The 21,367-nt window shown below is 47.7% G+C and carries 23 protein-coding genes and 1 pseudogene; 13 read left to right on the forward strand and 11 right to left on the reverse strand.

Features of this window, described 5'->3' with window-relative positions:
* Positions 1-46: 46 nt before the first annotated feature.
* Positions 47-895, reverse strand: coding sequence for an AraC family transcriptional regulator (locus AOT11_RS18225; protein WP_026050508.1), 849 nt, complete (start codon positions 893-895; stop codon positions 47-49).
* 114 nt (positions 896-1,009) lie between these two features.
* On the opposite strand from AOT11_RS18225, the gene grxC reads away from it, so the two are divergent.
* Both grxC and AOT11_RS18235 read left to right on the forward strand, forming a co-directional pair.
* The gene (grxC, locus tag AOT11_RS18230) at positions 1,010-1,279 is read left to right on the forward strand and encodes a glutaredoxin 3 (RefSeq protein WP_011081949.1); all 270 of its coding nucleotides are present in this window, start codon (positions 1,010-1,012) and stop codon (positions 1,277-1,279) included.
* Positions 1,280-1,323: 44 nt separating this feature from the next.
* On the forward strand, positions 1,324-1,809 hold the full coding sequence (locus AOT11_RS18235) for a YkgB family protein (RefSeq protein WP_017421393.1): 486 nt from the start codon (positions 1,324-1,326) through the stop codon (positions 1,807-1,809).
* A gap of 66 nt (positions 1,810-1,875) precedes the next feature.
* Here the strand turns inward: AOT11_RS18235 and AOT11_RS18240 are convergent, their stop codons facing one another.
* On the reverse strand, positions 1,876-2,604 hold the full coding sequence (locus AOT11_RS18240) for a hypothetical protein (protein ID WP_017421394.1): 729 nt from the start codon (positions 2,602-2,604) through the stop codon (positions 1,876-1,878).
* 520 nt (positions 2,605-3,124) lie between these two features.
* On the opposite strand from AOT11_RS18240, the gene AOT11_RS18245 reads away from it, so the two are divergent.
* The gene (locus AOT11_RS18245) at positions 3,125-5,104 is read left to right on the forward strand and encodes a HAMP domain-containing methyl-accepting chemotaxis protein (RefSeq protein WP_026050509.1); all 1,980 of its coding nucleotides are present in this window, start codon (positions 3,125-3,127) and stop codon (positions 5,102-5,104) included.
* An 8-nt stretch (positions 5,105-5,112) separates the two neighbouring features.
* Positions 5,113-6,375: pseudogene (locus AOT11_RS18250) on the forward strand (ABC transporter substrate-binding protein); the annotation flags it as partial.
* Positions 6,376-6,555: 180 nt separating this feature from the next.
* Here AOT11_RS18250 and AOT11_RS18255 read toward each other — a convergent pair.
* The 4 genes from AOT11_RS18255 to msrB all read right to left on the reverse strand — a co-directional run bounded on the left by AOT11_RS18255 (position 6,556) and on the right by msrB (position 8,398).
* Complete coding sequence (locus tag AOT11_RS18255; RefSeq protein WP_026050510.1) at positions 6,556-6,813, reverse strand: DUF2999 family protein; 258 nt, start codon at positions 6,811-6,813, stop codon at positions 6,556-6,558.
* A gap of 204 nt (positions 6,814-7,017) precedes the next feature.
* A complete protein-coding gene (locus tag AOT11_RS18260) occupies positions 7,018-7,266 on the reverse strand; it encodes a DUF3297 family protein (protein WP_011081943.1) in 249 nt (82 codons plus the stop codon).
* 152 nt (positions 7,267-7,418) lie between these two features.
* Positions 7,419-7,946: a peptide-methionine (S)-S-oxide reductase MsrA gene (msrA, locus tag AOT11_RS18265; RefSeq protein WP_017421398.1), complete on the reverse strand. Its 528-nt coding sequence runs from the start codon at positions 7,944-7,946 to the stop codon at positions 7,419-7,421.
* Entirely contained in the window at positions 7,943-8,398 is a 456-nt protein-coding gene (gene msrB / locus AOT11_RS18270) for a peptide-methionine (R)-S-oxide reductase MsrB (protein ID WP_026050511.1), read from the reverse strand. The genes msrA and msrB overlap by 4 nt, the downstream gene beginning before the upstream one ends.
* A 195-nt stretch (positions 8,399-8,593) precedes the next feature.
* Between msrB and AOT11_RS18275 the strand changes: the two genes are divergently transcribed.
* Positions 8,594-9,601 carry a tetratricopeptide repeat protein gene (locus AOT11_RS18275; protein ID WP_017421400.1) on the forward strand — a complete coding sequence of 336 codons (1,008 nt, stop codon included), beginning with the start codon at positions 8,594-8,596 and terminating at the stop codon, positions 9,599-9,601.
* A gap of 35 nt (positions 9,602-9,636) precedes the next feature.
* On the forward strand, positions 9,637-10,062 hold the full coding sequence (locus AOT11_RS18280; protein WP_017421401.1) for a GNAT family N-acetyltransferase: 426 nt from the start codon (positions 9,637-9,639) through the stop codon (positions 10,060-10,062).
* A gap of 22 nt (positions 10,063-10,084) precedes the next feature.
* Here the strand turns inward: AOT11_RS18280 and AOT11_RS18285 are convergent, their stop codons facing one another.
* Positions 10,085-10,618: a dihydrofolate reductase family protein gene (locus AOT11_RS18285; protein WP_017421402.1), complete on the reverse strand. Its 534-nt coding sequence runs from the start codon at positions 10,616-10,618 to the stop codon at positions 10,085-10,087.
* Between the two features lie 33 nt (positions 10,619-10,651).
* Here AOT11_RS18285 and AOT11_RS18290 point away from each other — a divergent pair, with 33 nt between their 5' ends.
* Both AOT11_RS18290 and AOT11_RS18295 read left to right on the forward strand, forming a co-directional pair.
* Positions 10,652-11,296, forward strand: coding sequence for a GNAT family N-acetyltransferase (locus tag AOT11_RS18290; protein WP_399462340.1), 645 nt, complete (start codon positions 10,652-10,654; stop codon positions 11,294-11,296).
* A 39-nt stretch (positions 11,297-11,335) separates the two neighbouring features.
* Entirely contained in the window at positions 11,336-11,962 is a 627-nt protein-coding gene (locus AOT11_RS18295; protein ID WP_017421404.1) for a hypothetical protein, read from the forward strand.
* Positions 11,963-12,046: 84 nt separating this feature from the next.
* On the opposite strand, the gene AOT11_RS18300 is transcribed toward AOT11_RS18295, so the two are convergent.
* Together AOT11_RS18300 and AOT11_RS18305 are read right to left on the reverse strand one after the other, a co-directional pair.
* Positions 12,047-12,475 carry a MarR family winged helix-turn-helix transcriptional regulator gene (locus AOT11_RS18300; RefSeq protein WP_017421405.1) on the reverse strand — a complete coding sequence of 143 codons (429 nt, stop codon included), beginning with the start codon at positions 12,473-12,475 and terminating at the stop codon, positions 12,047-12,049.
* A complete protein-coding gene (locus AOT11_RS18305) occupies positions 12,472-13,113 on the reverse strand; it encodes a cytochrome b/b6 domain-containing protein (protein ID WP_017421406.1) in 642 nt (213 codons plus the stop codon). The genes AOT11_RS18300 and AOT11_RS18305 overlap by 4 nt, the downstream gene beginning before the upstream one ends.
* 121 nt (positions 13,114-13,234) lie before the next feature.
* Between AOT11_RS18305 and AOT11_RS18310 the strand changes: the two genes are divergently transcribed.
* Together AOT11_RS18310 and AOT11_RS18315 are read left to right on the forward strand one after the other, a co-directional pair.
* Positions 13,235-13,702: a c-type cytochrome gene (locus tag AOT11_RS18310; protein WP_017421407.1), complete on the forward strand. Its 468-nt coding sequence runs from the start codon at positions 13,235-13,237 to the stop codon at positions 13,700-13,702.
* Between the two features lie 27 nt (positions 13,703-13,729).
* Positions 13,730-14,404 carry a hypothetical protein gene (locus AOT11_RS18315; RefSeq protein ID WP_017421408.1) on the forward strand — a complete coding sequence of 225 codons (675 nt, stop codon included), beginning with the start codon at positions 13,730-13,732 and terminating at the stop codon, positions 14,402-14,404.
* Positions 14,405-14,498: 94 nt separating this feature from the next.
* On the opposite strand, the gene AOT11_RS18320 is transcribed toward AOT11_RS18315, so the two are convergent.
* Together AOT11_RS18320 and AOT11_RS18325 are read right to left on the reverse strand one after the other, a co-directional pair.
* The gene (locus tag AOT11_RS18320) at positions 14,499-16,466 is read right to left on the reverse strand and encodes an alkyl/aryl-sulfatase (protein ID WP_017421409.1); all 1,968 of its coding nucleotides are present in this window, start codon (positions 16,464-16,466) and stop codon (positions 14,499-14,501) included.
* A gap of 134 nt (positions 16,467-16,600) precedes the next feature.
* On the reverse strand, positions 16,601-17,509 hold the full coding sequence (locus AOT11_RS18325; protein WP_026050513.1) for a LysR family transcriptional regulator: 909 nt from the start codon (positions 17,507-17,509) through the stop codon (positions 16,601-16,603).
* Positions 17,510-17,953: 444 nt separating this feature from the next.
* Between AOT11_RS18325 and AOT11_RS18330 the strand changes: the two genes are divergently transcribed.
* The 3 genes from AOT11_RS18330 to agaR (AOT11_RS18345) all read left to right on the forward strand — a co-directional run bounded on the left by AOT11_RS18330 (position 17,954) and on the right by agaR (AOT11_RS18345) (position 21,367).
* Positions 17,954-19,153, forward strand: a complete 1,200-nt coding sequence (locus AOT11_RS18330) for a type III PLP-dependent enzyme (protein WP_038969292.1) — start codon at positions 17,954-17,956, stop codon at positions 19,151-19,153.
* A 323-nt stretch (positions 19,154-19,476) separates the two neighbouring features.
* Positions 19,477-20,247 (forward strand): transcriptional repressor AgaR, encoded by a 771-nt coding sequence (gene agaR, locus AOT11_RS18335; protein WP_011081930.1) that lies wholly within the window; start codon positions 19,477-19,479, stop codon positions 20,245-20,247.
* A 331-nt stretch (positions 20,248-20,578) separates the two neighbouring features.
* On the forward strand, positions 20,579-21,367 hold the full coding sequence (gene agaR, locus AOT11_RS18345) for a transcriptional repressor AgaR (protein ID WP_026050515.1): 789 nt from the start codon (positions 20,579-20,581) through the stop codon (positions 21,365-21,367).

A 21,367-nucleotide genomic window follows, 5' to 3' on the forward strand; every position in this document is an offset into this window, starting at 1 on the left:
TGTGAGCTCTGAGCCCTCGCCTATGCGAGGGCTTTTTTTGTCTGAATTACTGAGCCCGAAAACGCTTGGGTGTGGTGCCGGTGTGTTTTTTAAACGTCAGTGTGAATGCTCGCTCAGATTCGTACCCCACTTGTTCGGCAATCTCGTCAATCGGTAACAAGGATTCGACTAGTAATTCTTGCGCTTTTTGCATTCTCAGGTTGGTTAAATACTCAAACATGGGTTTACCGACCAAGCTTGAAAAGCGATTGGCAAATGCCGCGCGTGACATACCAATTTGATTGGCGACGGTTTCCAATGTCCAGCCAGTTTCCGGATGGTCATGGAGAAGTTGCAGAGCGCGAGAGATGCGTTTGTCGTTGAGTGCTTCCAAAAAGGGACTGGTTTGCTCACGTCCAAAATTAATCCGAATCAGTTCGACCAAAATGATTTCGGTGAGCTTATTGACGATAAGCTCTGAACCCGGCCCTTGTGAAAGATACTCTGAACTTAATTGGTCGAAGGTGCTGCGTAGCCAAGGGTATTTCGCCAAATCTTGATCACGAACGATGGTGACGCGCGGAAATACATCCAGCAGCGGTGTGGTCGCTGTGCGTGTAAAGCTAAAGGAACCACATAAAAGCAGTGTCGATTCGGTTAAATCGGATTTCCCTTTTTCAGGTGATTGACTGGAGAGAAGGTGATTTTGTCCGGGGCCGAGAAAAATAAGATCGCCCGCGTTCAGCTGTTCGATACGCCCATCCACATTGGCCCAACAAGCACCACGGCGGATCATGTGAAAGCTGGCGTGATCCAAATCGTTGAAGGTTTTGGTCCACGGTGCTTCGACCTGACTGCAAAAATACACACTGCCGACAACGCGTATTGCACGAAGAATATCGCTCATCACTTCCATGTATTACCTCCTATGAATATACGATCGATGTATTAATTCAAGATTATTGTGCATAGATAGTACGAGTGGCAAGCGCTAAATTAAACCCATAGCGAAACACACGGGAGCAAGACCATGCCAAAGATTGAAATCTACACCAAAAGCTACTGCCCACACTGCAAAGCAGCCAAACAGACCTTGGCGAGCATGGGGTTGGTTTATCGAGAAATCGAAGTCAGCGATGACCAAGCACTGTTTAACGAGATGCTAAATCGCAGCCAACGCAGAACGGTGCCACAAATTTTTGTCGGCGATGTGCATGTTGGCGGGAATCAAGACCTTATCACTGCAATCCGAAAAGGCCGATTTGAGAAGATTCTACGTAGCCAAGCAATCCGTCACTAAATCATTACCTATTGAATAAAAATCAGAATTGAAAGGAGAACATTATGTCAACGCTCATCAATACTCATCAAAATCGCAGCGAATTTGCCCATTCACTCAACCAGTTTGCAGATCACGCTGTGCGCTTTTCCATCGTTATCGTACTTGCATGGATAGGGGCGATGAAGTTTACCAGCTACGAAGCGGGTGCTATTGAAGGTTTAGTGGCTTCAAGCCCATTGACTAGCTGGTTGTATAGCGTGTTTAGCTTGCAAGGCGCATCAAACCTCATTGGTTTTGTAGAAGTGGCGACAGCGGTTGCGCTACTGTTGGCCCCGGTTCATCGTGGTTTTGCGATACTTGGAGCTGCCAGCGCAACATTGACCTTTGCTGTGACAACCAGCTTCTTGTTTACTGCCCCAATTGCTGAAGCGAGCCTAGGTGGATTCCCTGCCATTTCCGTTGTGCCGGGACAATTCTTGCTTAAAGACATTGTGTTACTTTCGGCAGCGCTTTCTTTACTCGCAAAAGCTTTGCTGCGTGATGAGTAATCTGTGCTTGGTGTGAAAGACAGGGTAAAGATAAGAACATGAAAAGGGGCTGATGCCCCTTTTCGATTAATAAACGGTTTGGAAAGTTGTACGATATGTCCAACGTTTTCCTTGCACAATGACGACAGCTCGGCTGTCTTCCGCCACCTTATAGATGACGCCGTGCATATTTGAGTCGATACGTGGATCGTTTGGATCATTGCAGGTTATTGCACCATTAGAGACACGATAGAAGTTCGACATCCTCTTTACATCAGCATTTAATTGGCATGTCAGCATAAAGTCCAGTTGAGCAAACATGCGATCATCATTAGAGAAGATGAGTGTCATACGTTCCCAATCTGCATAGCTTTGATACATCAGATCAAAATCAGCGAGTGTTGGCAGTTTGGTGTACGTGGTGTCAACAAGTGTTCTGTCACCCTCATCTTTGACTAGCGCGGACACATTACCCTTTGAAAAATGAAACTGAACGGTGGAGTTTTGGTAATGATAGTAGTCGCCAAGTTCCGATTTCACGAAATGGTTCGTATCTATATAAGGACCAATTAAACTGTTGTCGACCACAATGCTACGATTTGAGCTGCTTATATAACCATCCTTGTATCGTTGTGGTGGTCTATATAAATAGATCGCATCTTCATTCGAGCTATAAAAAAGCGACTCCCCGTTTTTATCTTTATAAACACCATCGTAACTTTCTGCTAACTCTGATGAAGAATCAGAAGAACCATTACAGCCCGATAATGCGATTGACAATGTTATTGCCATTAACAAGCTTAAATATTTTTTCATTTTCTTTATTAATCTCACTTAAAAAATGTCATTAAAACATGACCTTATGATTATTATGCGAATGGTTATCATCAGCAAGATAAATATGATTGAACGGGCGTATATATCTGTATTTTTCTCAGGTTTGAAAATTAGAAAAAGCTAACGTTGAATGATGTTATGAACGTGAATTTAATAACTAAAATACGAGAGGAAATTCGCTTCGCTTTTTTATTGTCTACGAATGATGTTTTTTGAAGAGGCGGATTTTTCGTCAGCATAAAATTGCATAACTTGCTTTCTTGTTGAGCAATGATGGCTATCGTCTGATCATGAAGCGTGTTGATCATTGTCAGTATAAAATAAACAAATCATCTGAAGAGCTAGTCCACGTCCTTCTCTTACCGTGTCAGCTTTCGTTGTAATAACCCTTCTCATACCAACACTCTCAAACATCACAAATCTTGATCTTCTTCCCACCGGTTTGGCAAATCACAACTATGTTTAATTTATCTTTTCATGCATCAGTAAGGATATGTTCATGAGCTTATCTATCGTGCAGCGGATCACCGCTGGATTCGTGTTAATGCTCCTTTTGCTCATCCTGTTGGGGGTTATCAGTACCCTTAAAATTCAAGGGATTAATGACGGTTTGTCTGAAGTGTCTGATCGCGCGACACCCTTGGTGGTGGCGGTCGCGGGGTTGAAGGAAGCACTGCAAGAGAGTAACCGCTGGGTGTTGGAGTATCGAGCCAGCGAGGAGGCAGCAGAGTTACCACAGTTTTCTAGCCGTTTTAAAGCGCAGCAAGCACGCTTTCGTGAGTTAAGCCAAGAGATGAATCAGTTCACCTCAGCATCAGAGAGCCAAGCACAGTTCCAGCAAGTGTTGCAGGCAACCAATCAGTTTTACGCCGATTCGGATAAGGTACTGGCGAAACATGGCGAGTGGGTGGATACCTTAGTCAAACGTCGTGAGCTCGAAATTGCCTTTATTCGTCTTGAAGATACCTATCAATGGGCTGCAGATTTGCTTTTGCAACAGAGCTCTAGCCAGCGATCCATGCGCAATAAAGCGGAGCTGATCACCTCTGGGATTGCGCGGGATCTAAAAAACATCCGCCGTGCCGACGCCAAGACGGATCTCAATGAGCTGGAAAAGGTACTGAGTAAAGATATTGAAATGGCGCGCAAACGCCTTGAGCGCGTGTTAGTGCCAGAAGATGTCAAAGCGCGTTATGTAGCCAACCTCAATCGCTTACAAGAGCTGGCGCTGGGTAAGCAAGGTCTGCTTGAAACCATGCGCCGAGCTCAGCAACTGGAAAATGATCTCGTGATTCAAAACCAGCAAGTGGATAACAGCCTTTCCAATAGCTTGGCAAAACTGGATGAGATGGCGAGAGCGGCGGGCACCATTGCGGAGCGAAGCCGAATGGTGGCGGATGAAGCGGTGAGCAGCGCGAACTTCTGGATCATGGCGGTCTCGGCGATTTCCGCCGCCGTGGCCTTGATCATCGGCTATACCACCGCAATGAGCATCAAAAACCCACTACAGAAGATCAACAAAGAACTCGCCTACATGGCCAAAGGGGACATGACGCGGCGCATCAATTATCAAACGGGTTGTGAGTTTGGTGAGCTTTCACGCTCCATCGACATGTTGGCGGACAAAACAGGTGAGTTGCTGTCGCAAATTACCGCGGGTTCTCGTCATTTAGTGGATGAAGCGAGCCGCTCGGCGGAAATCAGTGAGCGTGCCATGGCTCGAGTTCAAGAGCAGAAAAGCCAGACAGATCAAGTGGCTGCGGCGATTACCGAGCTAGAGGTGAGCGCAACGGAGGTGGCCCGCTCCACCGATGGGGCGAAGGATGAAGTGGATCGCGCCGATGCGGAAGCGAAAAGTGGCCGTCAGAAAGTGGCCAACACGCGCAAAATCACCGAGCAATTGGCTCATGACATGGAATCTGCGGTGGGTATTACGCACAAGTTAGGTGAGTTCAGTAACAACATTGGCAGCATTTTGGATGTGATTCGTGGTATCGCCGAACAAACCAACTTGCTGGCACTTAACGCGGCGATAGAAGCGGCGCGCGCAGGGGATGCAGGACGCGGTTTTGCGGTGGTGGCTGATGAAGTTCGCGCCCTCGCGACACGCACGCAGACCTCAACCGAAGAGATCCAGAAAATGATTGAGAACCTTCAACAGTCCAGTAAGGAAGTGGTTGAGGTGATGGGGCGAAGCCAAGATCAAACGCGAACTTGTGTGGAGCAAACGCGAGAGATGGATACGGCGCTGCAATCGATCGCCGAGCGAATGAGTGCGATCAAAGAGATGGCCGATCAAGTGGCGCATGCCGCGCAAGAGCAGATCATTGTGAGCCAGAGCGTTGCACACCACGTGACGGGCATTTCAGAAGTGGCGCACGAGACAGAGCGTGAAGCGAGAGAATCGGCCAGCAGCAGTGAAGTGTTGGCAGATTTAGCGGCCAAACAGCAACAACTGATCGCACATTTCAAGGTTTAGGAGGGCGTATGATCAACAAGTGGATTGGAGCGCTGGGTCTCCTAGTGTGTAGTCAAGTCATGGCGAGTGAGTTGGTGATTGAAAGTTGGCGAGCGGACGACAAAGCGCTGTGGGAGCAGAAAATTATTCCAGCGTTTGAAGCCTCGCATCCGGGCATCAAAGTTATTTTTCGTCCGGTGAAAAACGTCAACTACATGCCGACATTGTGGGAAAACCTCAAAGCGGGCAAAGCGGGGGATTTAATTACTTGTCGCCCGTTTGATGATTCTCTCGCGCTTTTTAAAGCGGGGCATCTGGCCGAGATTACCGAAATGGCGGGGATGGAAAACTTCCCAAGCTTTGCGCAAGCACCTTGGCAAACCGATTCCGGCGCGCAAACTTTTTGTGTGCCAATGGCATCGGTGATTCACGGTTTCTTCTACAACAAGCAGATTTTCAATCAGCTTGGTTTGAGTGTGCCAAAAACGCGTGACCAATTTTTCTCTGTCCTCGATACAGTGAAAGCCGATGGGCGCTATGTACCTTTGGCGATGAGTGGCAGCGAGAGTTGGGTTTCGTCCGAATTGGGTTTTCAAAACATCGGGCCGAACTACTGGAAAGGCGAAGATGGCCGCTTGGCGCTGATTAATGGCCAAGAACGTTTAGATGATGGGCAGTACGTGCAGGTATTTGAAGAGCTGGCGCGTTGGCGTCGCTACTTAGGTACGGGTGGGGAAAAACGAGATTATGGTGCAACCAATGATCTGTTCACCTCTGGCAAGGCGGCGTTTTATGTTGCAGGTTCGTGGGAGATCGCCCCTTTTACCGACAAACTCGACTTTGGTGTGATGCCGCCACCGGTCGCCAATCAGGGTGATGGCTGTTTTTTCACTGACCATACCGACATCGGCATGGGGATGAATCCGGCCAGTAAAAATCCGCAAGCGGCGATGGCCTTTTTGCAATGGCTGACGACGTCACAGTTTGCAGAGCTTTATACCAACTCTTTGCCGGGCTTTTTCTCGCTATCAAACCACTTCTTTGAGGTGAGTAATCCTGCGGCGCGCGAAATGATGGAGTGGCGTGACCAATGTGATTCCACCATACGTGTGGCTACGCAAATTCTGTCGCGTGGTCAGCCTAAGTTAGGAGATGAATTGGCGGAAGTGAGCCAGGCAGTGCTGCTCGGTAAGATGGCTCCGAAAGCGGCGGCAACGCGCTTAGAAAACGGGCTGAAAGATTGGTATGCACCCCATAAAAACAGCAAAGCCAAAGGTCAGGAATGTCAATGTTCCGCGGCGACGCCATTGGCGACATCAAGCGTCAGTGTGACAGAATCCGCTGTCGTTACGGTTGAAGGAGAAGAGAGCCTTTCGGAATAACATCGACTCTGGGGTAAGGCACAAAGCGGCTGTTTCAGGCCGCTTTCTATTACTCAGCAGCCTGAACAGTGATGGTCTAACAGTGGGGGTCTATTGAGGCTGTTGCAGTTTCGCTTTCGCCTCTTCCACTTTAGAGAAATCGAGCCCAAGTTCTTCCACGGCTTCTTTAATCAATGCCGGGTTTTGCATCACTTGTGCCATCAGCATTTGCAGTTGCTCTTGAGGTAAGCCGAGTTGTGCGATGGTCGCCATGGCGGCCAGTGGGTTCTGCGTTAGGATTTGAAATAGCTCGTTGATTTGTTCGTCGCTGATATTGTTCTCTTTCAACATTGCTAGAATCGGGTTCATCACAGTTCCTTTTATTACCAAATGAAATAGTAGTGAATTCTAACATTGGCAATGGCTGGCGTGAACCTTGATTCGCCCGCAGCGGCAGACGTTATTTTGGATCGACAAGTTGTTTTTGAACCACAAATAGAAAAGCCCAAGTTGAGAAGTCTCTCCACTTGGGCTTTTGCATTGGAACTGAGGCGTTCGCTTTAAACGTATAGCTTACACGTAGTACGCTTCAACCGTGCCTTTCAGTTGGATCAGCATTGGGTTGCCGTAGCGGTCTTTCGCTTTTGGAGAAGCGATTTTGATCCAACCTTCGCTAACACAGTATTCTTCAACGTCGTTACGCTCTTTGCCGTTAAAACGGATACCGATTTGGTGATCAAAGCACTCTTTTACGAAGAATGGGCTACGTGCGTTGCCCGATAGACGGTCTGGAAGTGCTGGTTTTGCAGTTGTATCGTTCATGTTCTTTAACCTGAAATCGCTAAAAAGTGCGCCATTGTAGACAGAGCCAGCGCTCTGTTCAAGCTCTCTGCTTGCGGAACGTGGCTGGGCAAGTTTGCACGAAGGAAAAAGCCGCCTTGCGCTAGGCACAAAGGCGGCTTGCAACACGGAAACTAGCCGAGGAGATCGGCATAGCGTTCTCTCAAGCGGCGTAACTTCGGTTCAATCACCACCGCGCAGTATTGCTTTTCAGGGTTATCGCTGTAGTAATTTTGATGGTGAGTTTCTGCTTGGTAAAACTGTTCGAAATCCACCACCTCTGTCACGATTGGCTGATCAAAATAAGGCGCGACCTCAGCAATCACTTGCTGTGCGATACGTTTTTGCTCCTCATCATGCGCCAAAATGATGCTGCGATATTGCGTGCCGCGATCCGCCCCTTGGCGATTGAGCGTGGTGGGGTTGTGTGTGGTGAGATGAACCAGCAACAGCGCTTCATAGCGGATTATTTCAGGGTCGAAACTCACTTGAATCACTTCGGCGTGGCCCGTTTTTCCACTGCACACTTCGCGGTAACAAGGGTGTTTAACATGGCCACCACTGTAGCCACTTTTCACATCCAGTACGCCTTTGAGCTGAGAAAACATCGCCTCGGTACACCAAAAGCAGCCACCGCCAAAGGTCGCAAGTTGCGTGGTCATGATGCCTCCTGATTTACTTTTTCAATTGAAACGGCATTCACACAATAGCGAAGCCCTGATGGTGCCGGCCCATCGGGAAATACGTGTCCAAGGTGCGATTCACATTGGTTGCAGCGTACCTCGATTCTTGGCCTGGCCAAGGTGTCATCCAGATGGTAGGAAATCGCATTGCTTTTCATCGGCTGAGCGAACGATGGCCAACCGGTTCTTGAATCGAACTTGCTGCCCGAATCAAACAGCAGGTTTTGGCAACCTGCACAGTGGTACAAACCCGGTTCAAACAGTTCGCACATTTGGTTAGAAAAAGGACGCTCAGTACCATGTTGCCTCATCACGTAGTACTGCGCTTCGCCAAGTTGTTCACGCCACTGCGCATCGCTTTTTCTCACGACGGTATCAGGCTGAGGATTTCCTTGGTGGGTGAAGGTGATGATATCTTGCCATGTCAGCATAACGCCTCCTTTGTTTATTCTTTCAATCAGACCGCACATCGCCTCGATTTCTTTCACGTTCTCTTGTACGCAGGTTGACGATAAAGTGTGCAGAATGTCACGTCCTAAGCAACCGTAGGAATAAGTGCTCGGTTTGGTATTCACCAAACCGCTACAATGCGAGTTCTTAATACAATCATAATGGACTTATTAACTATGACACGTCGTTGTACCGCGTGGTTGGCTGCGCTTCCCCTTCTTCTTTCCAGTGTTTCTCACGCGTATGATCTTACTTACGAAGATTTTGACGAAGAAACGTTAGCGGTGTTAAAGCAAGCAGAAACGTCTAAAGATGCACAACTGCTTTTCAAAGCGTCTGAAATCCTCATCGATGAATCGATGATGCAAGAAAACGTTGATCAAGGGTTGCTCTATCTCAAGCAGTCCGCCGATCTCGATAACCTAGAGGCACTGAGTGCTTTGGCGGAGCACCATTACCATGAGGAAGAATATCAACAGGCTCTACCGCTCTATCAAAAACTGGCCGAGAAAGGCGATGCCATCGCGCTTTACTACTTGGGTGTGATGTACTTTGATGGTGAAGGTGTTGAACAAGATCAGAAAAAAGGCAACGAATACTACCTCGCATCCGCGCAGAAAGGCGATGAAGATGCGATGTTCCAACTGGCTTTTTCATACAATGACGGCTTAGGCATTAAGCAAGATTTTGAGCAGGCGAACCATTGGTTCGCGAGCGCCGCTGAAAAGGGACATGCATTGGCGACTTTTAATCTTGGCGTCAGTTACTTGCAAGGTGAAGGTGTGGCGCGTGACTGCCAAAAAGCCATTACGCTATTTGAGCACGCCATTGAACTTGATGACGAATCAAAGGCCTATCAGATCATGGGTAAAATCTACTCCGAGCCTAGTTACATGCGAATTTGTGGAATCAAATCGGCAGACTACAAAAAAGCGCTGGAGTATTTCCAATATGCTGCGGAATGGGGTGAGGAGCACAGCCAGTTTATGATTGGTTCTTTCCACTTTAAAGGGCGTGGTGTGGAGCGTAATTATGTCAAAGCACTGGCTTGGTACAACATCGCTTATGACAATGGTTATGATGAAGCTGAAAAGGCGATCAAAGAAGTGAAAGGAAAAATGAACGAGAAAGAGATCGCCAAAGCAAGTGAATATCAAGAAGCGCTTGAAGAGACGATTCTGTAACGCGTGATGGTAATGACGCTCAGGGAGGAGCAAAAATGCAAGGATATCGAGTAACCACGGATCAATCTGAGATGGATTTTTCGGTGATTTTTGACTTCATTTCAAAGAGTTATTGGGCGAAAGGGATCCCCCAAGCTACGATGCACAAAGCGATCGACAATGCCTTTTGCTTTGCCGTGTTGCAAGACAATGGAGAGCTAGTGGGATTTGCGCGTTTGATCACCGATAAAGCGACCTTTGCCTATTTGGCGGACGTGTTTATTTTGCCGCAGCACCGAGGGCAAGGATTGAGTAAGTGGTTGATGGAAAAGATCATTGCTCATCCAGAGTTGCAAGGATTAAGGCGAATGATCCTCGCAACGCGGGATGCTCATGGGTTGTATAAGCAGTTCGGCTTTACACCGATTGAACCAGTCGAGAATTTTATGCAGATTTGGCAACCCAACGTTTATCAGGGCTAACTTAGCCCTGACTACGCTTCAATTAACGCACTCTCACATAGTGATTTTTCACCATGTGATCCGCTAAGCGCTGCGCATGAATATGCTTAAAATTCAACGTTTTTGGTAAGCTGCCAAACAGTGGAATGCCAGCACCTAACAGTACAGGAATGGTGGTGATGATCATCTCATCAATCAAATCCTCGGCCAAAAAGCTTTGCACCGTTTTTCCGCCATCGATATAAAGGCGTTGATAGCCCTGTTGATGTAACTGTTCAACCACTGTTGGCAACGCCCCTTGCACCAAAAATACTTTGTCTTGATAGCCTTCTGGCACACTTTTCAAGGTATTACTCAGCACAAAAACTGGCTTATTGTAAGGCCATTCCACGCCAAAACTGAGCACCATTTCAAAGGTGTTTCTGCCCATCACCAACGCATCAATATTGGCCATAAAATCGGCAAAGCCAAAGTCCGAACCATCTGGATTGGGTACTTGATGCAGCCAGTCCATATCGTTGTTTGGTCCTGCGATATAGCCATCTAAGCTGGTGGCAATGTAGACAATGTTGGACATCGATTTTCTCCAGTAGGTGATTGAGGGCTGAGGGTGTCACAACCCACTGACAATCTCTGTCAGTATGGTGTGCAGCGTCCCAATTTGGGATGGGAAATCCGCTATAATGACGGCACGTTTGTTGTGACACAGGATCCCCCGATGCACTATACCTTAGCAGATAAGAGCGCGATTGAAGCGATAAAAACACTTTTTTGCCAAACCTTTACCGATTCGGAAGGTGAAGTTGAAGGGCAGTTGATTGGGCAACTGGCGTCGGATTTGATCGAGCAAACGCACAATGACGATCTTTTTATCTATATCGCAGCGGAGGGTGAAGCGGTTGTGGGCGCGATTTTGTTTACTCGCTTGCATTACCCCTGTGGTACGCCCGTGTTTGTGATGGCTCCAGTTGCGGTGGCCACTTCCTATCATGGTCAAGGAATTGGACAAGCGTTAATTGCTTTCGGCTTGCAGGAGATCAAAGCGCAAGGCGTTGAAGTTGCCGTCACGTATGGGGATCCGAATTTTTATCACAAGGCTGGTTTTGTTCCCGTCGATACCCAAACCATTGCTGCGCCGTACTCGTTGCAATTTCCCCACGGCTGGCAAGCACAGTCGCTAACAGGTGAAGCACTGCCCGTTTTAAAAGGGCCTGTGACGTGTGTGGCGGCGTTTTGCGATCCGCAATTTTGGTGATCGGTAATCTAGTTACTAACGCGATAAAAAGGAACAATGATGAATATGCAGCGTTTGAAAGCCGCCGAGGAGGCGTTTCTTCTTCACTATCCGGGCGGGTTTGAGCATCCCGAAATGGTGAAAATCGGCAAGAAGCACCAAATGCCACAGCGTGTCCAGCAGGCGCAAGCGTTCTTTGCGCCAGAAGCGTTCAGTCAGCCTCAGTTAGTGGCCGAGAATATGGTGAAAACCATCACTCGCTCCTCCATGGTGTCGGTTTTTGAAAAACCTAAACTCCGTGATTGGGTTAAGGGAATGAGCCATGACGAGCGAGAAAGCTATGCCTATGCGCTGAAAGATATGCTGCATGGTGATAAGGAGTATGGCTTTAATATGATGCACTCTTTGCTCAAACCCGCGCAGCTAGCAAAGTGGTCACTGATGACGATCTTGCCCAACTACTATGCCCCGATGGATGAAGTGTTTGTCAAACCGACTACAGCGAAAGGCGTGATCGGCTTCTTTGAGCTGCCAGATTTGATCTACAAACCGGATCCAAGCTATGCGTTCTATTGCCGCTATCGTGAGCAAATATTAGCGATGAGGGATTGTGTCGACCCAAGCTTGGCGATCAACAATGCCGCTTTTTGTGGTTTCTTGATGATGACGGTCAAGGGAATGGTGTAATGCATGATAAATGTGTATTAGCCACTGTACCTATTCACTTCAGCCCGCATTATAGCGGGCTGTTTGCGTGGTGTTGGCCAGACGTTAAATGCCATCAACCAATTTCTGTAGCGCACTCAGTAGAGCTTCCTGTTCGCTATCAGCTAACGTTGATAACAAGGACTCATTCACCTCAACGGGCAGATGGATCACTTCACTCTTTAATGCTTTTCCTTTGTCAGTGAGAAAAATGCGAAATGAGCGGCGACTCTCTGGATCGGGTTGGCGTTCGACTAATCCAAGCGCTTCCAGTTTGTCGAGAGTGCGGGTGGTTGTGGAGCTTTCCACTTTGGACATTTGCGCAATTTCGCGCTGAGTCACGCCTTCTTTTTCCCACAAACACATCAATGTTGGCCATAGAGCCACAGTGAGCCCATGCTCTTTTAGACGTTTATCGAACTCTTTTGTCGCGTGATTGGCGATGACATTGATAAGCCAACCAAAACTGGACTGGCGATTAAATTCTTGATTCATGATGACACCATTGAAGTAGCAACTATTGCCATGGTAACTAATATTGCACTGATAAGCACTAGTATGGCTTTGAAGTTGCTCGACAAAACGGGTTGAGAGGTCGTGTCAGAGTGCTGCTTCCCAGTCAGCATCACCAGTAACATCGGTTTCCCCATTAGCTTGTACACCATGATGGCTGCCACATGCACAGCAATGAGCAGAGGCAAAAGGTTTGCTAATTGGTGATGAATCAGCGCTGCTATGTCGTAAATGTTTTCTGGCAGAGTAAGTCCAATTACCGTAAACCCATCGATTAGGCCACTCATGATCATTCCTGTCAGGCATTGAATCATCAGTATTGAAAGCAAAGAGATCACCATCAACGCGCCCAGTGGGTTATGGCCAATGGTACTTTCGTGTTTGCCAAGCAAATAGAGAATTACCTTGCGTGGACGGGTAACAAAATGACTGAATCGGCTGGTATCACTGCCCACAAATCCCCAGCAGATTCGCCACAGCAACAGCGTAAAGAGAATTAGCCCAAGTTGAAGATGAGGTCCTTCTCCGCGAGTTCCTGTGGCCATAAGTCCAATGAAAATGGCCGCTTGAAGCCAATGGTATAGGCGTGTTCCAAGATCCCAAACTGTAACTTTTTTCATCGTGTTGATTTCCGCTGTGATTGATATTGACGTTAATTTACACAACAACTGTTGCGCATGCAACAGTTGTTGTGTAAATTAAGTTTCATCGAATGTATTGAGGATCATCAAGGAGAAGAACGTGAGTTTTAAAAATGTGAAAAAAACCGTTGGTATTGCACTCACTCTGACACTGACCGCTGTCACCGTCAGTGCCGAGCAAAGCAGTGTTGGAGATGTGGAATCATCTATCGAAATGAGACAACAGGCTTTCAAAACGATCGAAAACGACACCAAAGCGGCCAAAAGACAACTCAATGAGCGAGATGTCGATTGGCAAGGATTATTGGCAGTGAGCGAGCGTTTGGTGGCTAACAGCGAGTTGTTGCCAGCCACTTTTGTGGCGAATAGTCATCAAGGCAGTAAGGCAAAAGAGAGCATTTGGCGTAATCCAGGGAAGTTTGAACAGCTGCTCTCTGAGATGCGCGAAGGTTATGCCATCGTGCTGAAAGCCAGCCAGAGCCACGATGTTGACTTGGCCGAAAAAGGACTAAAAACGGCGCAAGCAACATGTCAAAGCTGCCACCGAACGTATCGTTCGCGTTGGTAATAACAATATAAAATAGAGAGTAAAGTTATGAAAATTATCACTAAATTTGTTTTGCTAACCACCATGCTATTGGCAGGATTAAACAGCGCTTACGCGTATGATTATGGCGTTGAACTCAAATGGAATACGCAAGATTTCTCACAAGTTCTATCCCAATTTCCGGAACAACGAGCTGCGTTTAGCCGTTTCATTGAAGAGGGAAAAATAAAAGATATGTTTGTACGTGATTCAGCAATTGGCGAACAAAAAGTTCAGATACTGCAATTTGTTATGCAAGGTGAGAGCGAACAGGCTGTGCGTGATGAATTGGCGACGTTACCTTTCTTTGAACAAGAGCTAGTGAAAATTAATGCTATCCAACTGTTAGGGGCGAAGTGGTTAGACAATACGCCAGAGCACAATAATTATGGTTTGACTTTCACTTGGAAGGAAGGGATTGAGCCGTTGGAAATAGACAGAGTTTTGGGTATCGATCTCCAGCGTGTAATAACATTCAATCAAGTGGGTACGGTGACGTCGTCTTATATTAATACGCAAGCGATAAACACGGACGTGATTCGTCCGACCTACTTGGTGGCCGTCTTAGCACAAGATGCAGAGCATGCCCTGAAGATGAGCCAACAGTTTGAAGCCGTTCGACTGGGCTATGCCGATGTAGACGTTGTGTATCTTGGAAAAAAGATCAACATGAGCAAGCTGTAAATCCGTGGTGAGACTCCTTGCCGAAGGATGACTAAGAACAACAAAAAAGCCCACGATGTGACTCGCGGGCTTTGTCGGTAGGGTGGGGATACCTTTATGGTGTTACCACACCGAACCACATGTCGAACTTATCAAAGACCGACATCAGCGTTTGGAACTGTGCCTGGTCAGAGACCTTGAATGAGCCTGCTTTGACCTGATCTTGCAGTGTCGCTTGCTTGGTCAGCATTTTCTCAAACGCTTGGCGGGTTAAGGTGATGGTTAAATCGGCCTTTTCGAACTGCGTGCCAGAGTAGGATTTCAATACCGAATTGCTCAGTTCCATCGAGTATTGACCATCACCTTTGACATTGATGTTCACTTTGATATTGAGGCCATTCGCCGCGTCAGGTTTTACCGTCACGCCGAGGTACTTCATGAACTGATCAAACGGCATGTTCTTGGCAATCGCGGCCGTGTCTGGCGTTGCGACTGGTTTGATGCCTTGGCGCAGCTCTTTCGCGCCACCAAGATAGTAGTTACGCCAAGGGCCAGATTCTGCCTGATAACCCAACTGCTCCATCGCGTCCGCTTCTAAGTAGCGTGCGTCCATATTGTCTGGGTTGGAGAAGGTCACGTTGTTAAGCAGTGTCACCGCCCAGCGGTATTCACCGTTTTTCACTGCTTGCTCAGCCAGTTCTATCACTTTCTCTTCCCCGCCCATCGCTTCAACGTATTTTGCGCCTTGTTCACTTGGTGTCAGCGGGTTCAAGTTCGCTGGGTTGCCATCCCACCATGCACCAAAGTAGAAGTCGTACGTCGCGCGAGCATTGTGCGAGACCGTGCCGTAGTAACCGCGGTTGTACCACTCTTTGCCCAGCGAATCTGGCAGGGTAATTTCTGCTGAAATCTCATTTGGCGTATAGCCTTTATTGGCAAGACGCAGAGTTTGGTCATGGACAAACTTGTACATGTCGCGGGTTTTCTCAAGCTGAGTTTGGATCTTCTCTTTGCCAAAGGTTGGCCAGTGGTGAGAGGCGATCATGGTATCGGCCTTATCACCGTAGGTTTTTAGCGCTTGGTCAACGTACTCAGCCCAAGAAGAAGCATCACGCGTTTTCGCCCCACGCAGTGTCGAGATGTTGTGGATAGTGTGCGTCATCACTTCCGCCGCCATCATGGTTTTGTATTGTGGGAAGTAGAACATAAATTCCGAGGGAGCTTCGGATTCTTGCGCCATGATCACTTCCAGCTCCACGCCATCGACCGCCATTTTTTGCCCGGTGATATTGGCAATGTGCGTTGGTTTCACGATGCCTGGCGCACCGGATGAGGTGGTTTTACCCAAACCGCCGTCCACTTGCCCTTGGCTACTCGCTTCAAGCAAGTTGCCATACATGTAAGAAGCGCGACGCGACATGGTGTTGCCTGCCATTAAGTTCTCGGCAATCGAGTGAGAGAAGAAGCCCTCTGGTGCAAGAATATCGACTTTACCAGCATCAATATCTTCTTGGCTGGTGATGCCAAGGATGCCACCAAAGTGGTCAACGTGTGAGTGGGTGAAAATCACACCGGTTACTGGCGCATCTTCCACTTTGTCACGCAGCAATTTCAGGCCAGCCGCTGCGGTTTCTGGTGAAATGAGTGGGTCGATCACGACCCAACCTTTGTCACCACGGATAAAGGTCATCACCGAGAGATCAAAACCGCGCACTTGGTAAATGCCCTCTTTCACTTTAAACAAGCCATCGATGTTGTTCAGTTTTGCTTGGCGCAGCAGTGAAGGGTTGACGGTTTGAATGTTCTTCTCTTGTTCAACAAAGTCGTATTTGCTGAAGTCCCAAATCACATTGCCTTTGGCGTCTTTGATGGTTTTTTCTGGCCACGTGGCAATGTAGCCGCGCGAGGCATCTTCAAAATCACTTTGATTGGCGAAGTCGAGGTAGCTTTTGAGTTGGTTATTTTTCTCGATGGTGAATGAAGACGCTTGTTTAGGCTCACTGCTGGTTGGGGCTGCGAACGTCAGCGCTGGGGATAGAGTGGCGATAATCGCTAGCGATACAATCGATTTTTGAAGTTTCATTGTTTATCTCTCTCTTATAGCGGCGCGTTGAGCGACCGTCGTTAAGGAGAGATTAATGAGTGCGGATTAAACAATCGATAGACTAAACCTGAAAAGTAAATTTAGTTTTATTTAATCCATTTTGGCTTTAGCCTTCAGTTTCGTTCACGAAATGTCGCGGTTACTTGCATCAGGGCGCTCTTAAGCCATTGATGTCCCGAATCTTGTTGTTGGCTATGGTGCCATGTCATGTAGATAGGCAACTTATTTAGCTTAAAGGGCAGCGGCATTACCTGCAGTTGGTGCGCTTTGGCCATCAAATCGGCATGCCATTGGCCAGTAACGCAGATCCAATCGGTTTGTGCTGCCATCATGATGGCGTTGCAGCTGGAACCCGTTTTATAGGCGATGTTTCTCTGTGGTTGTGGCTCCAGCGCCAGTGAGTCCACGATGTCTTGGTTTTGCCTTTTGGTTTCCCACAATAAGTGCTGCTCGGCAAAAAACTGTTGATGAGTGATGGCGTTTTGAATGCGTGGATGATCTTGTCGGCACACCATCACCAAAGGCAGTTCGAACAACAACTCGTTGTGATACCCGTGTTCATCAAACGGCACTGTGGCGAGAATCATGTCCACTTTGCGGGTACGCAAATCCGCTTGGCGATCGCGCTCGTCTAAATGTTCGACATCGGTACAGAGCTTGACGTTTGGAGCGTGCTGCGTGAGGTGATCGATCAAGGGAGGCAGCAGCATTAAATCGATGTCTTTATGACTGGAGAGACGAAAAGTGCGATGGCTGGTGTCAGGATTAAACTGCTGACGGGATTTCGCGCCGTTAAGCAGCAGGCTAAGTGGCTCTTGGATTTCAGCATGCAGCTCAATAGCAAAATTCGTTGGCGTAATGCCCCTACCTTGGCGAATAAAGAGCGGATCTTGGTACTGCTCGCGCAAGCGATTCAGGGCGTGGCTGACCGCTGGTGCGGTAATGCCAAGCGTCTCTGCCGCTTCGTTTACGCTGCGCGTTTTCATCACCACATCAAAGGTTTTCAGTAAGTTTAGATCCATTGTCATCTCGTTAGGTGCCCATCTTGTGCATCGACCAAACACTGATTTTTACCGATTCACCCGTTTGGCTCAAGTGATGTTCGGTGAGCACAAAACCTATTTCTAAAGTTGGTGGGCCACTTCAATTCCTCTAAACACGCCAAATTAAATATATAAGCAAATTATATAAATATTTATCCATTGCAAGATGTAATCCTGACAACAAAAAATTGTTACCTTTCTCAGGGCATTTTTTATTGCGCTGAGTAAATTATGACCTTACTATCGCATCGCTTCTTGATGATAGCCAATCCGAGTACATCACAGCTGTTTATGTGGCAAGGCGATAGAGCAACTATCCAAGAGTGACTTTGACGGCGCACCAGCGCTTTTATTGACGCTCCACTTTTCATACCCACTCATCTCTTATGTATGAAAAGTGCCCCATTACTTTGGAGGTTTGCTATGGCACATTCACAATCTATTTCTGATATTCATTCACTAACTTCACCAGTGCTAAGCGCAGAAGAAATCCATTTGATCGAAGCGTCGGTTGAGCAATTTGGTGCGCCACTATTGTTATTGGACTGCGATGTGATTCGTCAGCAGTACCGCGCTTTGAAAAACGCTCTGCCAAATGTGACCCTGCACTACGCATTGAAACCGCTGCCACACCCTGTGGTGGTTCGTACTCTGTTGGCGGAAGGCGCCAGTTTTGACCTTGCAACAACAGGTGAAGTTGAGTTGGTCGCCTCTGAAGGCGTGCCAGCAGAACTCACTATCCATACTCACCCAATCAAGCGTGATGCCGACATCCGCGATGCACTGGCTTACGGCTGCAACGTGTTTGTGGTGGATAACTTGAATGAGCTAGAGAAATTCAAAGCTTATCGCGATGAAGTGGAATTGCTGGTGCGTTTGAGCTTCCGTAACTCTGAAGCGTTTGCCGATTTGTCGAAGAAGTTTGGTTGTTCACCAGAGCAGGCATTAGTGATCATCGAAACGGCGAAAGAGTGGAATATTCGCATCAAAGGTTTGTCGTTCCATGTGGGCTCACAAACCACTAACCCAAACAAGTATGTTGAAGCGATCCACACTTGTCGTCATGTGATGGAACAGGTGGTTGAACGCGGCTTACCAGCGTTGAGCACACTCGATATTGGTGGTGGCTTCCCTGTGAACTACACTCAGCAAGTGATGCCGATTGATCAGTTCTGCGCGCCAATTAATGAAGCGCTAAGCTTGTTGCCAGAAACGGTCCACGTTTTGGCTGAACCGGGTCGCTTTATCTGTGCACCTGCGGTGACCAGTGTGGCTTCAGTGATGGGTCAAGCAGAGCGTGAAGGGCAAATCTGGTACTACTTGGATGACGGTATTTATGGCTCGTTCAGTGGCTTGATGTTTGACGATGCGCGTTATCCGCTCACCACCATCAAACAAGGTGGCGAGCTGATCCCAAGTGTGCTTTCTGGCCCAACGTGCGACAGCGTGGATGTGATTGCAGAAAACATTCTGCTGCCAAAATTGAACAACGGTGATTTGGTGATTGGCCGTACCATGGGTGCCTACACCAGTGCAACGGCGACCGATTTTAACTTCTTTAAACGCGCTCAAACCATTGCGTTGAATGAAATTGTTGCAAGCAGCGAACGCATGATTGGCTAAGCCAAACACACTCGAATATCAAAGACGCTCACTTCGGTGGGCGTTTTTACTTTTGAGTGGATTCAATGCTACTTGCTTGACCTGTTCCAAGCGTGCGTAAAAACAGTTTGGAAAATTCACAGAAAATGTGGCCTCTGCTGTTGGCCACGCCAAAGGGGTTTCTACATGGTGCGGTTGCCGATGTGCGTAGGGCATTTATTGTTTGGTGATACAAAGTGCAGCAAAAAGTGACTGAACGCAAACCCAGATGGTATGCATTCTTTTGACCATGACCAACAACTGCTAAACTGCGGCCATATTTACAAAATTGCCAAATGAAACGTATGACATCCAACGAGCGCCGCGACGCGATTCTTAAACATATTCAGCAACATCAAAGTGGTTCGGTGAACGACTTTGCGGTGAAGTATCAGGTTTCTGAAGTGACGATTCGTAATGATCTCAATATCTTAGAGAAAAAAGGTTGTGTTACGCGCTGCTATGGTGGGGCGATGATCAACGCCCAATTCGCCTTTGATAAGCCGCTTCAGGATAAAAAACAGATCAATCAAGACATCAAAAGCTTGTTAGGCCAATACGCCGCTTCTCTGGTGGAAGATGGCGATACCTTGATTTTGGATTCCGGTTCAACCACGGAGCAAATCGCTTTCCATTTAACGGAAAAACAGCACCTAAAAGTGATGACCAATGCCATCAACATTGCCTACCACTTAGCTAACCGTGACAACATCGAAGTGATTGTCACGGGCGGTTTAATGCGCAAAAACTCCTATTCCTTGCATGGCGAATCGGGTGAGGCATTGCTGGGGCAATTTCGCTTCAACAAACTGTTCTTAGGGGTTGATGGTTTTGACAAACTGGCGGGGGTGACAACGCCGCATTCTGGCGAAGCCAGCATTAACCGCAGAATGGTTGAGGCTGCACAAATGGTTATTGCGGTTACCGATTCAAGCAAATTTGATCGGCAAAGTTTTTGTCTCATTGCTCGCCCAGAGCAACTGGATATGCTGATCACCGACAGTGGCATCCCCGAAGATTACCACCGAGAACTCACCGAAATGGGGGTGGATGTTCGCCTTGTAGACCTGCTGTAAAGCAGGTTTATTTTTCTCTCAATTTCACAAAGTGTGATCTTACGCAGGTCGCGATGTGAAATCCTGCTGCTATTTTGACCAACCCTCTCTCTTTCACTTTCATTTCTCCGTTTTTCTTATTTTCCTTACGTTTGGTGGGTTTTTCTGCCGTTTGAGTGAAAGTAAAGTCTTTCACTTTGTGTGAATCGAAAGGTTTTTTGACTTGAAAACGAAAGGTTATCCACTGTGATCTCCCTTTCACTTTTCATTTTTTAGCCCTGTTTTAATAACAACGAAAAGAGAGCGAAAGCTTTCTGATGGCAAATGAAAGGTAACGAAAGGCGAGTAAGTGATGACCAGTGCAGAGCGTAGACAACGAATTATGTCTCACATCCGACAACACGGCAGTGGCAAAGTCGACGATTTTGCTTTGGCGTTTAATGTGTCGGCGGTCACCATTCGTCATGATCTCAATCTCTTGGAAAAAGAGGGATGCGTTTTCCGCTGTTATGGTGGTGCCAACCTCAATCCCAACTTTGCTTTCGACCAGCCGCTTTATCGCAAAGATCAAATCAATCGCGATATCAAACAGATGATTGCTTATGCCGCCGCGCAACTGATTGGGGATGGCGAGGCGATCATTTTGGACTCCGGCTCCACCATCGCTTTGATGCCTCAGCACCTTACCCAGAAAAAATTGGTGGTGATGACCAACGCCCTCAACACCGCCTACCAACTGAGTCACAACGACAATGTGGAATTGCACGTCATTGGCGGCAGTCTGCGCCGTGCTTCATGCTCGCTGACAGGGCATCACGGTGAGCAGCAGATCCGCACTTACCTGTTCGACAAATTGTTTTTAGGCGTGGATGGCTTTGATTTGCAAGCGGGCATTACCACGCCGGACAACCACGAAGCGCAAGTGAACCGCGCGATGTGCGATGTGGCGAGACAAGTTATTGCGGTGACCGACTCGAGCAAATTTGGCCGCAAAAGCTTTTGCATGATCCGCGCTGCCAACCAAATCGATGTGTTGGTGACGGACAGCCACATTCCTCATGCCACCCATGAAGCGCTTCTTGCGATGGGGGTTGCAGTGATTCTCGCCGACCAAATGGCGCCAAACCGTAAGTTGAACTAG

The organism is Vibrio vulnificus NBRC 15645 = ATCC 27562 (assembly GCF_002224265.1).
Lineage (GTDB): Bacteria > Pseudomonadota > Gammaproteobacteria > Enterobacterales > Vibrionaceae > Vibrio > Vibrio vulnificus.